The organism is Neobacillus sp. S1115, from assembly GCF_055385565.1.
The window spans coordinates 6,131,785-6,144,678 of sequence record NZ_AP038275.1 but is presented as its reverse complement, the minus strand read 5'-3'; the positions used below and the strand labels follow the sequence as shown (position 1 = coordinate 6,144,678).

Sequence of the window (12,894 nt, the reverse complement as noted above, 5' to 3'; positions counted from 1 at the left end):
AAGGAGGCTCCAAATGTACAAAGCCAGGTCTATTTTGGTTGTCTTGATTTTGCTGCTTTCAGGCTGTTCCTTTTTTGAAAAAAAAGAAGAGGAACAAGCGGGGGATGAAGCCATTGTCCTTCAGCCTTATGTTGAGGTTGTCGCTGAGAATTTGTCTGTCCCATGGTCAATTGACAAAGTGAATGGAACATTCTACATCAGTGAGCGCACAGGAAGTATCGCAAAAATCGAAAACGGCCATATAGAACGGCAGCGGGTCGTTTTACGGAAGCCGCTGGCTGAAGCGGCGGAAGCCGGGCTGCTCGGCTTTGTACTGGATCCTCAGTTTGCAGAAAATCATCAGGCCTACGCCTATTACACATATTCGGAAGAGGGCCAGTTTAACAGGGTTGTTGTGTTAACTTGGAACGGTGCTGAATGGGTTGAGGGGCGGATCCTGTTGGACCGCATCCCGAGTGCGGCCTACCATCATGGCGGCCGGATCAAAATTGGCACTGACGGAAAGCTTTATGTGACAACGGGTGATGCGACTGTTCCGGAATCGGCGCAAAAAAGGAACTCCATCAATGGGAAAATATTGCGCATGAATTTGGACGGGTCTGTACCAGTGGATAATCCATTTCCGAACTCTTTTGTGTACAGCTACGGCCACCGGAATCCGCAGGGACTTGTCTGGATTGGTGAGACGCTTTATGCAAGTGAACACGGGCAATCGGCACACGATGAAATCAATCGGATCAAGCCCGGGGCGAATTATGGCTGGCCGGTGATTCAAGGGACGGAACGGAAGGCGGGAATGGTGACGCCGCTCTTTCAGTCCGGGAATGAAACATGGGCGCCGTCCGGGATGGCCGCACATAATGGAAAACTTTATGTGGCTGCACTGCGCGGGAATGCGGTCCGCGAGTTTGACCTCGAGGCCGGCCGCACCACAGCAGTCATCACTGGATTGGGCCGGATCCGCGATGTTTTTGTAGATGGCAACTACCTTTATTTCGTTAGCAACAACACCGATGGGCGCGGTACCCCGGATGAAAAAGATGATAAACTATACCGGGTTTTGGTGAGAAATTTGAAATAAATAGGAAAAGGTGTCAGGCACCGCGTGAAAAATTTACATGGTGCCTGACACCTTTTACAAGGCTATAAGATTTCAATCTTAAGCGAGTTAATTTGTGATACCAGCAGGTCTTCGTATTTCTTTTGGGCTTGGTAGTAAACTTCTTGGTCTCCAGCCTTTGGGTTTTCTTTTTTGGCTTGGTCAACTAAATCCTTTTGGACCATTTGGGCCAAGACAATCAGTTTGTATTGCTGCTTTTCAACAGTCCAAAATCTTTCTTCACCATATTGCTTGATTAACGCTTGAGCTGATGGGAATTGTGCGTATTGTCCGCGCGCCTTTTCGACCGCTGCATCCACCTCAGCAGCCTCGGCCTTATGGCCTTTTTCCTCAGCCAGCATCGCCATCGAGCGGAGGCGGATAATCTGTGTTAATAGCTGGTTTTTGTCCTCAGCTAATTTCTCCTGAGAATCCAAATAGGCCAGCTCCTCGTCTAATTGCGCCCCGCTGTAGTTCTTCTTGGCTGCCTCCCGGTTTATCTCAAGCTGGAGCCGGTTGATTAGCTTATAAAAAGTAACATCCTCATTGGTAATCCATTTTCCGTTTACTTTGGCAACACCTTCAGGCTTTGCCGCCTCGATGGAGATCACCTTTTCAGTCCTTTTCCCGTCTTTCTCCAAGGTGAAAACCGCTTCATATTTGCCGTTCATCGGCACCTTTACGTCAGCTGAATAAGTGCCGCTCTTGCCCTCAGCAAACTTGGCCTTTACGGTGCCGTGGTCCATGTTGGACATCGATAATTCGACGGATACAGAAAGCCCTGTTACCGCCTTTCCGTTCTCGGTCACCTTGATTTCAAACGGCGACGCCTTTTCCTTTTGGAAATAAAGCTCCTTGGTCACGTCAATTTTATAATCAGGCCCCGAGCTGCAGCCAGCCATGACAGCCGCAAAAGCTACTATCATGACCAACAACAGCACCGCGGGCATAAACCTTTTCCTCATGATCCCAAACCTCCTAATTGATGTGTGTCTAAAAACTCTCTAACTGTATATTTTTCAATTTTACCTTCGTTTAAAAAAGCAACGTGGGTGCAAACCTGGCGGATTTCATCCAAATGGTGTGACGAGAGCAGGATCGTTTTGTCCTTCAGTCCCTTCAGCACCTCCAAAATTTCCTTCCGGCCCATTGGGTCAATTCCGCTCGTCGGTTCATCGAGAATCAGAATGCTCGACTCCTGATACAAGGTAATGGCAAGACCCAGCCTTTGCAGCATCCCTTTGGAATACTTCTTTACCTGCTCATCGCGGTCATCCCAAAGCCGGACAGCCCGCAGTACCTCTTCCATCCGCCTGGCATCCGCCTTTCCTGAGGCCGCTTCGGCAAAGAACGTCAGATTTTCAAGGCCGGTCAGCATCGGGTAGAGCATGAATTTTTCCGGCAGGTAAGCAATGGCCTTTTTCCATTCACTGTTTTTCTTGGAGACAGGTTGAAAGTTAATCGTAATCTCGCCTTGCTTGACCGGCAATAGTCCAAGCAAACTATTAATCAGCGTCGATTTTCCGGCACCGTTGCGGCCAACAAGGGCACAGATTTCATATTGGCCGATTTCGAGATTGACAGAGTCTAATACTAGTTTCTTCCCAAATGATTGATTTAAATTCGTGACTTTAATCATTCATAGCCCTCCTTGCGGTTAAACAATAGTGCGCTCGCAAACGAGACGATGAGCCAAACCAGCAAATTCCCGAATAAGAAAAATACCGGTTTTGTCCACATGAATGCTTCCAAAAGCCGTGACATATGGCCGAAGGAGTAAACACCCATGCCTGTTTCCAAAAACATTCGGACCGCCTGAAGCGGATTTAAAAAATAGACAAGCGAAAAGAATTTCACATTTTCATAGGTGACATCCGGCAAAAACGACAGCAGGATAAAATCGTGCAGAAAGAAAAAATAAAACCAGACAAAAATCGTGAAGCCGATAATCTGCATCCGCGAGCGGGCAAAACTGCCAATCGCCGTCCCCATTTGCAGGAAGATCAGCACCATCACTAAAATACTATAAAGAAAAATAAAATAACTGCCGAAATCAAGCTGGAATTGGAACTTTAACAAAAGTGCATATAGTAGAAACCAGGCAAAAAGAGGCACCAGGACCACCGTATAAAGCCCCATGTTTTTTCTTAGCAAAAAGCTGCCATAGCTGTCCTGCTTCGTCAACAGCATGATTAAGGTCTTTTGTTCTTTTTCTTGAAAAATCGAAAACGCACCGATAAATAAACATAATATCGGAATGAAATAAATAATTGTATCAAACAAATTGATTAGCAGAATATAAAAGCCTTTATCGAACGAAAGGTCAGCGGAACGGAATAAAATACTGATTGAAATCAGCACTATGATACTTAAACTTAGCCATAGGCCTTTACCCCTTATATTTTCCTTCCATTCTTTCCAAATGTAATGCATATTCGCTGTCTCCCCTTTATCAAGACCAGCACGGCGGCAAGTGCGATTCCCAAACCGAAGAAAATGGCGGAAGTGGAACGCCTGCCTTTTTTCGGCACGAGCGGGTGCGGGTCCTTAAACATAACTTCATCTTCATTAAGGCTGGCGTTGATTTTTTCATAGATGGCAATCGCCGGGCTTTTTAAAAAGAAATTGGTTAATTCCTGATCCTCAATCAACTGATGGAGGGCTGAACGGTAGGTTATTGGAAAATCCCCAATTCTGTCTTGGTTTAAATCGGTGAGCGGGAAGGCGGAACCCCAATCATTGCCTTTGCCCTTTTGGCTCCAGACATTGTGCTCGCCTTTGCCGCCAATCGTGACAGCAGGGATTGTATTTTCAGAGATTTGGTTTAATGTGAAAATCTGGTCATTGGAACTTGACCACAGTTCAACGCCAATTTGGTTGCGAATGATTTTATTGTCTTTAATCAGATTCCGCGTTGCTTGGTCAATGTACAAGCCGCGTTGGTTCATATAAAACGTATTGTGTTCAATCTGGTTATCATTGGCCTGCATTAGCAATAAACCAAATGATTTGTTTCCATAGTTGACGATAAATCGGTTGTCTGTAAGGGTAAGGCCGTTGGAATTCATAATGGCGGCGCCGCCCTCATTCATTGTAAAGGTATTTCGTTTAAATGTATTTTCATCGGAGTACATATAATGCAAGCCGTACCGGGTATTGCTGATGCTATTGTCGAAGCTTTTATTGTGGCTGGAATAATCAAAGAACATGCCGTCCCGGGTGCCATCAATTGTATTATGGGAAAGCAAATTATTTTCGGCGTACCAAACATGGAGCCCGTTTCCCTGGGCAGCAATTTCTCCCTTTCCCATACCCTTAATATTGTTATAGCGTACAATATTGTGGTGAGCTTTGCTTAAATAAATACCGTGAAAGGAATGGCGGATGGTAATGTGCTCAATCACGTTGTTATTGGTATAAACCTTAATGGCCGCGTATTCCTCGGAGGAGTTGCGGTCCATGCTGCTGCCAGACACGGTAAGGTTTTTCAAGCTGACATGAGCCGCTTTAACGGAAATCACGTTGCCGGTTCCGTCTCCTTTGATCACGGTGTTTTTCGAACCAATGATCGTCATTGGTTTCTTGATGACGATATTGCCCATATAGGTTTGATTGTCAAGCTTCAATACCGCCCCCTCTTTCATGGAGTCGATTTTTGCCTGCAAATTATCGGCTGCCATCTTTCCCTCAGGTTTGAAAAATAACACTAGAGAAAAAACAAGAAACAGGAGCGCTGTTTTTTTCATCTTTTTCGATCCTTCCATACCGGAATTAGTAATAAAATAAACGCGGCAATCACGAAGTAAACGCCTGTACCTAAGATGCTATGGGTAGTAAAGTTTGCCACTGTGTTTTGGCCGATAATCGGCGGAACAAACGGGTCCATATGGATCGGTGCTTTAGGGTCCAAATTGGTTCCATACTTTTTTAAGGCAGAATGGAGGTCCAATACCCCGGCAAGTCCGCCGATCACAAATACACTAATTAATCCGTAAAGAACTTTTTTATTGCGGAGGATGGCTGTAATCAGAGTGAGCAGCGCTAATCCGCTAATAAGGTAAATCAAGTATCCCAGTTCTGGGAAATTTTCTGCGCTGAAATTGGACATGCCAATATAGTGGTTAAGCCCATTAATAATATCAATTTCACCTTTTAGCTTATTGGGATAGACAATAATATTCAAACCTTCGGGATATTGCGGCGCATAAAACAGCATCTTCCACCACGGGAAAAATATCGAGATGACAATTAATACGGCTGAAAGTCCGATTAGCAATGCAGATGTAATCGATAATTTATTGCCTTTTTTACTATCATTCAAGTTAACCATTCCTTTTATGCTTAATAAGACGGAGAGGCCGCCTCCTTCAAGGCCGGCCCTCACATAAAGAGGGGCCGGCGCTTTTCTTGAGACAGCCTCGCCCAAAAGTTGAAAGTTACTAGCTTTTTAAGCGAAAGCCTGTGCCTCGCGGTAGTCCGTTAATTTTTTGGTTTTACCAAGAAGTAGCCGTTCATTTCTTGGTGCAGAGCCGAGCAGAAGTTTGTGCAATAAAGCGGGAAGGTACCTGCTTTATCAGCGGTAAACTCCATTGTATTGGTTTGGCCAGGCTGAACTTCCATGTTTAAGTCATAGCTGTTAATCGCAAAACCGTGGGTAATATCTTCATCGAAATCGATATTCGTCAAATGGATGAAGACATGGTCACCTTGGTTCACTTCAATGACGTCAGGTCGTTTTGACTTACTGTCGAAGATGAATCTCGAGCGCATCGCAATTCCGTACACATGGACTTCATTGCCGTTGCGGACAATTTTGGTGTCACTTTGTTTATAGACTGCATCCTTATTGTTTGGATCCTTCGGATAAACGTTAATCGTTTTGATTTTGTCGGCTTTGATCATCTGTGCATAGTGCGGCTCAGGGTCAACCGGTGCTGATTGAACGACTTTCATTTTGCCGCTGATGTCGATTAGCTGCATCGATTCTGGATGAGAAGGTCCGACCGATAAATAGGTGTCTTTGGCAATCTTGTTCAAGGCAATCAGCCATTTTCCATCAGGTGCAACGGTGTCGCCTTCAGCAGCAACAGAGTGGCCTGGGGAATACTGAACAGGCACGCGGTCCAAAGTTTTACCGGTTTTTGGATCCCATTTTACAATTTCTGAAGAAATGAACATGGTTGTATAAGCCATGCCTTTGTCATCAAACTGTGTATGAAGTGGTCCAAGTGCGTTTTCTGGGTTCACTTCACGTTCCATTACGGATTCATATTTTAAGATCGGAATACCGTTGCGGTCGCCGGCAAATTCTTTCTTTTCGATGGCCTTAAAGGCTTTTTCGAATGAGAATACAGTCATCGCAGGAGCAAGCTTGCCGGAAGCGATGAAATATTTGCCGTCTGGGGTTACGTCAACACCGTGCGGCGATTTGGCAACCGGCACTAAATAAATGCCGCCTTTTTCTTTTTCAGGGAAAATCATTTTTTGACCGCCAACATCCTCGTACTTGCCTTCCTTGACCATCTTCTCAAGCTCTTTCCAGTTGAACAGAACGATGTAGTCACGGTCAGCCTGTGAGGCATTGACTTCCATTGTAGTTGTTGCTTCTTCCGTATTGTAGGTTGTCATCACAGCCCAGTCTTTTGAACTCTTTTTCCCAGCATCAGAAAGGTCATAGGACCAAGGTGGAAGGGCCACCTGGTAAGCGATGTTCAGCTTTACATTCTTTTCGTCAAAGGTTACGGCTGACATCACACCGCGGTATTTCTGGCTGTAATCATCTAGAGATTCATATTGTTGTCCAAGCGGCACGGCGAAACGTGTCGGGAGGAACATATACTCGGTATTTTCCGTTACAAACGCGGCACAGTGCGGGCCGGCTGTGTTTGGAACATTAAGGATGTCTTTTGTTGTAAAGGTTTTTAAATCAACGACTGCGGCACGGCTGTTGCCGACATCAGTGGCAAACATCCATTTGCCGTCATAGTCGCCGTTTGTTTCCGAGAAAGCAGGGTGGTGAAGGTCACCCCAAGTATAATCACCCATCATTTTCTTGGAATGCTCATCAAAGCCATAGCCAGTAGCGGAATCCGGAGAAAAGACCGGAATTGTTCTGATTTTGCGCATCGAAGGCACACCGTAGATAAACATTTGCCCGGAGTGGCCGCCGGATGCGAATAAATAATAATCATCTTTTTTGCCAAATGGTACATAAACCTTTTCGGCATTGCTCTTGTTGCTGGCGTTTGCGGCCTCAGTCTTCGTGTTGTTCGACGAAAAATCAGCGAACGACAGTGTTGCTGCAGCAAACCCGGCTAGCAGGCCGGATGCGATTGGAACCCATTTTTTCATTCGGTTAACACCACCTTATTTTTCAGATGCCTGCTTGAGCAGGTCTAGTACTTGCTTTTCTTCTTCTTCGGTTAATGGATTTTTGCCGATAACACCTGACATAACAGCGGATGTAGGCTGTTTTAAGAATTCCTCAATTGGTTTGCCGTGCTTGCCTTCAACGTTTACAAAGGCTTGGGAAAGATCCGGTCCGACTGCACCGCCTTTTATGTTGAGCGCTTCCACGCTATGGCAGCCAAGGCATCCCTTTTTATTAAGGATGTTATCGTCATTCGCGCTGGAAGTTGAGGCTGTTTCCTTAGGTTTGCTGGAATCATCCGCCGCTTTTTCCTTCGAAACAGCCTGGGCGGTTTGCGGTGCCTTTCCTGAGTCACTGGAGTTCCCCATGATGACATCAAATACTAGATATCCAAGCCCGAAGCCGAGCACAAGGCTAATGGCAAAACTAATAAGAGCTTTTTTCAAATTTGTTCCCCCTCCTTTTAGTCAATTGAACAGTTTCATCCTAATTCATTAAATTTTGTAAATTTGTGACGTTCGTCACACGAAATGAAGGGTTTTTGAACGTTCTGTGAAAGGGCCCCAAAAGCATATATCTAAAGCGTTTTTTTAAAAATGAACGTTCTGTGAAAAACAATTTTTCCATGATGTATTTGCGATTTGCAGTATTGTGACCCTTTTCACTTCTATAACGTGAGAAATAGCTTACAATTAGAGGAAAATAAGCCAGGTAAAGGTGGTGGGAAGGTTGGAGCGCATCAAAAAATTACTGGAGCCGAATTTATCAGTGATTCAGGAAGTCGACAAAGAAGGATTACTTCGAAAAATTGAGATTTTTAAAGACTTATCCCCGAAATCGCTAAATATCATTGAAAGGCGGATTCAAACGCTTGAAGTGAAAAAAGGGATGCGGATTATCAAAGAGGATGAGAAGGCAAAAGGAGTCTTCTTCATTCATTCCGGGTCGGTTAAGCTCGCCAAACAGGATGAGAACGGGAATGAAATTATCGTTTGTGTGAAGCAGCAAGGGGATATTTTCGCCGAAGCATGTTTATTCACACGGAAGGAAGAATGTTACCCGGCAACAGCAACGATGCTTGAGGATGGCCGGCTGTTCTTTTTGGATAAGCAAGAGCTCGAGCAGGATCTTTACCAATATCCGGAGCTTTCTATGCAAATGATCCGCTATATGAGCGATGCTTTAAGAGAAATGACCTCACAGTTAAGGGATGTGGTCCTGCTCGATGTTTATGCAAAAACGGTAAAGATGCTGGAGCGGCTCGGACGGAAGTTTAACCCAGACTTCAAACGCTGGGAAGTTGAAATACCGTTAACCGTACAGGAATTCGCCACCGTCGTCGGCACCTCGCGTGAAAGCATCAGCCGTGTCTTCTCCAAACTTAAAAAAGAGGAAATGATTGATTTGAAATCGCGGAAAATCATCATCCTTGACTGGTGCAAATTCTGCACGCTGCTCCATAAAGAATATTAAAAGGAAAGGGACCTGTCACCACTCTAAAAGTGGAGATGACGGGTCCCTTTATATATTTAATCAAATTTGTACGTCCAAAAGCGCTCGTTGTTGATCCAGACCATAATTTGTGGGTCTTGGTTTTTTAGTTTTTCGGACACGTCGGCAAACATTTGCTCCGTTTGCGAGCGGTGTGCCTTGATGGCGGCTAGCTTTATTTCGGCGACAGGGCTGATATTATTAATGATGTCAGCTTCACCAAGTTTTTCAATACAATCGTTCGAGAAGGCAACGCAGTGTAAGGTTGGCCGTGCGGCTTCAGGAAGCCTTTCGACAGCGCGGACGACGGCCGCGCCGGTGGCGTCATGGTCGGGATGTACAGCATAGCCGGGATAAAAGGTGATAACCAAAGAAGGATTCAGTTCATCAATCAAGGCGGACATAACGTCGGCCAGCTTTTCTTCATCCTCAAATTCTACAGTTTTATCGCGGTAGCCGAGCATGCGTAAATCTTGGATGCCTAAAGCGCGGGCAGCTTCCTTTAGTTCCGCTTTTCTGATTTTCGGGAGATTTTCCCGATTGGTAAATGGCGGATTCCCCATATTGCGGCCCATTTCCCCAAGGGTTAAGCAGGCGTAAGTAACAGGGGTGCCATTTTTGATGTGGGTGGCTATTGTCCCGGATACTCCAAATGCCTCATCATCCGGATGTGGAAAGACAACTAGGACATGGCGTTCTTTTTCCATTTTACATTCTCCTTTCAGGACTGACGCATGAAACCACTATTCAAAGGGAGTCGGGCTGATTTCCAATGCGACGGCTAGTTTCCCTTCATTGTCATGGCCGGCAAGCAGCAGCCGTCCCAGTTCATCGATTTCAAAATGAGTGATGCCCTCAGCGTAAATCCAGCCAAGGTTAATTTTTAAGCCCACCCGGTAAGGACCTTTTCCGGTGATTTTCCCTATTTCATATTGGACTTTGGCGTTTCGGATATAAGCGCCTGCCGAAAAGAATGATTGATCGCGATGTGATGCATAGGCACCGTTTGTGGTTTCAAGGTGAATATATACTTCTTTATTTACGAAGCTATTAATGGCTTCCTGTACTTGATTGGTGTTCACTAGTTCCAAGCTGATTCCTCCTTCCCGTTATTTCTTATAAAAAATAGGATTTAGTCTACGAGATATTTTTCTTTAAGAATGTAACTATCATACTAAAATTGGATAAAAAATGCGAAATGAATGCTCGGTTAAGAGTTGATTTCCGCTCCGGGCACTCGCTTTCCGCGGGGAGGTCCTGGAGCCTCCTCGGCGCTGAAAGCGCCTGTGGGGTCTCCAGTGACCTCTCTATCCCGCAGGAGTCGAGTGCCCTCCGCTCCAATCAACAAGTTTAGCATCATTTCACATTTTTAAAGAAAAAAGAGCCGAACGTCGTGTTCAGCTCTTTAGGAAATTATTCTGCGCAGTCTTCGCAGTATTCGGTTTTGCTTTTTGAACTGCGGTAGGCGCCGTGCCAGGTTGGGCCGACGTATTCGTTGAGGCGGAAGCCCTGTTCGATGGCTGCGGCGATAAAGTCTTTCGCCACTTCGACTGCTTCAAAGACGGATTTTCCTTTCGCAAGTTCAGCTGTGACCGCAGATGAGTAGGTGCAGCCGGCGCCGTGCGTAAAGGTTGTATTATATTTTGGTGATTCGTAAATTCGGAATTCCTTGCCATCATATAGAAGGTCGACGGCGTTTTCCTCAGATTGAAGCTTGCTGCCGCCTTTGATTAGGACATTTTTTGCCCCTAGGTCGAAAATTTTTACAGCAGCTTCCTTCATTTCTTCCACTGTCTTCGGCGTTTTCATGCCGGCAAGCTGTCCAGCCTCAAACAGATTTGGTGTCACTACCAAACAGCGAGGCAATAAAAGCTCACGCATCGCATCGGTCGTTTCCGGGTTTAACACCTCGTCCTCGCCTTTACACACCATGACAGGGTCAATCACAACCCGCTCCAATTTGTGCGCATCGATTGTTTTCGCGGCAATCTCAATCAGTTCAACTGTGCCCAACATCCCTGTTTTCATCGCATCGATGCCAACAGAAAGGACGGTTTCCAGTTGCTTTTCAAGAACATCTGCCGCAATTGGGAACACATTATGATGCCAGTTATCTTTTGGATCCATTGTGACGATGCAAGTCAAAGCAGTCATGCCGTATACGCCAAGCTCCTGGAATGTTTTCAAATCCGCTTGAATTCCGGCCCCGCCGCTCGTATCTGAACCGGCAATTGTCATTACCTTCTTAATGCTCATTATGTACTCCTCCTAAAAAAGGCTTAATAATCACCCTATTATTATAATTCAACAGCAAAAAAACAACCAAAATAAACTTTTACAATGGTGCAAATGATTTTTTTCGCCTGTCGAAAGTGTTTGACAAAAAAGTGAAATATCCAACTTTTTTACTATTTTAATCAATTCATAGTGATAAAAATTACTTTCAAAAGACTCCTCCAAAATTACTCTATTAATGAGAAATACTCTTCAAAGGTGGTGGGAAAACAATGAACCACAAAAGTTGTCCCGACGAATATCCCATTTCATTAATCATTAATGGGTACGAAATGGCGATTTTCCAATTGACAAAATTTGATCTCGAGGATTGGACATATGGCTATTTGTTTTCTGAAGGATTTATTCAGGCAGCAAATGATATTGAGGCCATCGTCATCAATGAAGATATGGGGAGCATCCATGTCACTTTAAGCGCAGCCTTTGATGAAGAGCAAGTCTTTTCAAAGAAGAAGCATTACACAGCAGGCTGCGGCAGGGGCGTCACATTTTTTTCAATGACTGATGTAAAGAACTTCGATAAGGTTACATCAAATCAAATCTATCAGCTTAGCTATCTTTTAAAAAAACGCAGCGAATTTGCTCAGAACTCCCGTTTTTATTTGGAAACAGGCGGCATGCATGGCGCCTGCATTGTGGATGAAGAGGGAAATATCACCATTCGAGAGGATATCGGCCGGCATAATGCCGTCGATAAGATTATCGGACACGCCTTGAGAAACCGCTTACGACCCGACCGGCTTGTACTTCTTACAACCGGCAGGGTTTCATATGAAATGCTCTCAAAAGCAGCTAAATTCGGCTTTCCTGTTATCGGCTCGCGGACGGCCGCAACCAAGCAGGCTATCCAGCTGGCGCGGTACTTAAATATAGAAGTAATCGGCTATTTAAGAGGGAAAATGGCGATGATCTATACCGCGGCAGGACGGGTCGAAAACGATGTAAATCCAGAGCCGCTCTTGGAGAGAAGCTTTGAAGGGGGGAATCAGCCGGTAGAACTATATAGATAAACAAAAAAATGGGATGTTCTATTCATTACTCTTGGGAAGGAGATTGGAAATGGTTGAAATGAACTTAAATCGCCGGCAATTTTTAAAGCTATCCGGTGCAACCGCTGCCACTTTAGCGGTTGTCGAACTGGGCTTTAATGAGCAAAAAGCCTATGCGAAATCAAAGGAATTCAAAATTGCCAAAGCTACTGTAACACCAACCATTTGCTGTTTTTGCGGCGTCGGCTGCGGGATCTTAGTCCATACAAAGGACAACACAGTGGTTTATACGGAGGGGGACCCGGATAACCCAATTAATGAAGGCAAGCTATGCAGCAAAGGAACGACACTCAGACAGTTATACACTTCTGAAAAGCGGATGACGAAACCTCTTTATCGGGCTCCTGGCAGCGATAAATGGGAAGAAAAAGACTGGGAATGGATGCTCGATACCATTGCCAAACGTACAAAAGAAAGCCGCGATAAGTCGTTTATCGTTTCGGAAAACGGCGTTACGGTAAATAGAACTGAAAAGATTGCAAGCCTTGGCGGTGCGGCACTTGATAATGAAGAAACGTATTTGGTTTCAAAATTAATGAGAGGGCTTGGCGTTGTTTACTTAGAACACCAGGCACGAATATGACACAGTT

14 protein-coding genes are annotated in these 12,894 nt (G+C 45.0%); 4 read left to right on the top strand and 10 right to left on the bottom strand.

Annotated features, from left to right (window positions below; genetic code table 11):
- Positions 1 to 13: 13 nt before the first annotated feature.
- Complete coding sequence (locus ACZ5B7_RS29825) at positions 14 to 1,081, top strand: PQQ-dependent sugar dehydrogenase (protein WP_464492133.1); 1,068 nt, start codon at positions 14 to 16, stop codon at positions 1,079 to 1,081.
- Positions 1,082 to 1,143: 62 nt separating this feature from the next.
- On the opposite strand, the gene ACZ5B7_RS29820 is transcribed toward ACZ5B7_RS29825, so the two are convergent.
- The 7 genes from ACZ5B7_RS29820 to ACZ5B7_RS29790 form a co-directional block, all read right to left on the bottom strand.
- Positions 1,144 to 2,064: a FixH family protein gene (locus ACZ5B7_RS29820; protein WP_464492132.1), complete on the bottom strand. Its 921-nt coding sequence runs from the start codon at positions 2,062 to 2,064 to the stop codon at positions 1,144 to 1,146.
- On the bottom strand, positions 2,061 to 2,738 hold the full coding sequence (locus ACZ5B7_RS29815; protein WP_464492131.1) for an ABC transporter ATP-binding protein: 678 nt from the start codon (positions 2,736 to 2,738) through the stop codon (positions 2,061 to 2,063). The genes ACZ5B7_RS29820 and ACZ5B7_RS29815 overlap by 4 nt, the downstream gene beginning before the upstream one ends.
- Positions 2,735 to 3,532 carry an ABC transporter permease gene (locus ACZ5B7_RS29810; protein WP_464492130.1) on the bottom strand — a complete coding sequence of 266 codons (798 nt, stop codon included), beginning with the start codon at positions 3,530 to 3,532 and terminating at the stop codon, positions 2,735 to 2,737. Before ACZ5B7_RS29810 ends, ACZ5B7_RS29815 begins: the two co-directional genes overlap by 4 nt.
- Entirely contained in the window at positions 3,496 to 4,845 is a 1,350-nt protein-coding gene (gene nosD / locus ACZ5B7_RS29805; protein ID WP_464492129.1) for a nitrous oxide reductase family maturation protein NosD, read from the bottom strand. The genes ACZ5B7_RS29810 and nosD overlap by 37 nt, the downstream gene beginning before the upstream one ends.
- Positions 4,842 to 5,420: a hypothetical protein gene (locus ACZ5B7_RS29800; protein WP_464492128.1), complete on the bottom strand. Its 579-nt coding sequence runs from the start codon at positions 5,418 to 5,420 to the stop codon at positions 4,842 to 4,844. Before ACZ5B7_RS29800 ends, nosD begins: the two co-directional genes overlap by 4 nt.
- A gap of 158 nt (positions 5,421 to 5,578) precedes the next feature.
- Entirely contained in the window at positions 5,579 to 7,450 is a 1,872-nt protein-coding gene (gene nosZ / locus ACZ5B7_RS29795; protein WP_423800167.1) for a Sec-dependent nitrous-oxide reductase, read from the bottom strand.
- 15 nt (positions 7,451 to 7,465) lie between these two features.
- A complete protein-coding gene (locus ACZ5B7_RS29790) occupies positions 7,466 to 7,915 on the bottom strand; it encodes a cytochrome C (RefSeq protein ID WP_464492127.1) in 450 nt (149 codons plus the stop codon).
- 283 nt (positions 7,916 to 8,198) lie between these two features.
- On the opposite strand from ACZ5B7_RS29790, the gene ACZ5B7_RS29785 reads away from it, so the two are divergent.
- Positions 8,199 to 8,942: a Crp/Fnr family transcriptional regulator gene (locus ACZ5B7_RS29785; RefSeq protein WP_241114172.1), complete on the top strand. Its 744-nt coding sequence runs from the start codon at positions 8,199 to 8,201 to the stop codon at positions 8,940 to 8,942.
- Between the two features lie 56 nt (positions 8,943 to 8,998).
- Here ACZ5B7_RS29785 and bshB2 read toward each other — a convergent pair whose 3' ends face one another.
- The 3 genes from bshB2 to pdxK form a co-directional block, all read right to left on the bottom strand.
- On the bottom strand, positions 8,999 to 9,667 hold the full coding sequence (bshB2, locus tag ACZ5B7_RS29780; protein ID WP_423800165.1) for a bacillithiol biosynthesis deacetylase BshB2: 669 nt from the start codon (positions 9,665 to 9,667) through the stop codon (positions 8,999 to 9,001).
- Positions 9,668 to 9,703: 36 nt separating this feature from the next.
- Positions 9,704 to 10,051, bottom strand: coding sequence for a YojF family protein (locus tag ACZ5B7_RS29775; protein WP_464492126.1), 348 nt, complete (start codon positions 10,049 to 10,051; stop codon positions 9,704 to 9,706).
- Positions 10,052 to 10,373: 322 nt separating this feature from the next.
- The gene (gene pdxK, locus ACZ5B7_RS29770; RefSeq protein ID WP_464492125.1) at positions 10,374 to 11,216 is read right to left on the bottom strand and encodes a pyridoxine/pyridoxal/pyridoxamine kinase; all 843 of its coding nucleotides are present in this window, start codon (positions 11,214 to 11,216) and stop codon (positions 10,374 to 10,376) included.
- A 251-nt stretch (positions 11,217 to 11,467) separates the two neighbouring features.
- Between pdxK and fdhD the strand changes: the two genes are divergently transcribed.
- Positions 11,468 to 12,265, top strand: coding sequence for a formate dehydrogenase accessory sulfurtransferase FdhD (gene fdhD, locus ACZ5B7_RS29765; RefSeq protein ID WP_464492124.1), 798 nt, complete (start codon positions 11,468 to 11,470; stop codon positions 12,263 to 12,265).
- A 49-nt stretch (positions 12,266 to 12,314) separates the two neighbouring features.
- Positions 12,315 to 12,887 (top strand): twin-arginine translocation signal domain-containing protein, encoded by a 573-nt coding sequence (locus tag ACZ5B7_RS29760; protein WP_241114171.1) that lies wholly within the window; start codon positions 12,315 to 12,317, stop codon positions 12,885 to 12,887.
- Positions 12,888 to 12,894: the final 7 nt, after the last annotated feature.

Bases quoted from the DNA above. Each gene is read 5' to 3' on its own strand.
- ACZ5B7_RS29825 (WP_464492133.1), top strand. From the start codon at position 14: ATGTACAAAGCCAGGTCTATTTTGGTTGTCTTGATTTTGCTGCTTTCA.
- ACZ5B7_RS29820 (WP_464492132.1), bottom strand. From the start codon at position 2,064: ATGAGGAAAAGGTTTATGCCCGCGGTGCTGTTGTTGGTCATGATAGTA.
- ACZ5B7_RS29815 (WP_464492131.1), bottom strand. From the start codon at position 2,738: ATGATTAAAGTCACGAATTTAAATCAATCATTTGGGAAGAAACTAGTA.
- ACZ5B7_RS29810 (WP_464492130.1), bottom strand. From the start codon at position 3,532: ATGCATTACATTTGGAAAGAATGGAAGGAAAATATAAGGGGTAAAGGC.
- nosD (WP_464492129.1), bottom strand. From the start codon at position 4,845: ATGAAAAAAACAGCGCTCCTGTTTCTTGTTTTTTCTCTAGTGTTATTT.
- nosZ (WP_423800167.1), bottom strand. From the start codon at position 7,450: ATGAAAAAATGGGTTCCAATCGCATCCGGCCTGCTAGCCGGGTTTGCT.
- bshB2 (WP_423800165.1), bottom strand. From the start codon at position 9,667: ATGGAAAAAGAACGCCATGTCCTAGTTGTCTTTCCACATCCGGATGAT.
- pdxK (WP_464492125.1), bottom strand. From the start codon at position 11,216: ATGAGCATTAAGAAGGTAATGACAATTGCCGGTTCAGATACGAGCGGC.
- fdhD (WP_464492124.1), top strand. From the start codon at position 11,468: ATGAACCACAAAAGTTGTCCCGACGAATATCCCATTTCATTAATCATT.
- ACZ5B7_RS29760 (WP_241114171.1), top strand. From the start codon at position 12,315: ATGGTTGAAATGAACTTAAATCGCCGGCAATTTTTAAAGCTATCCGGT.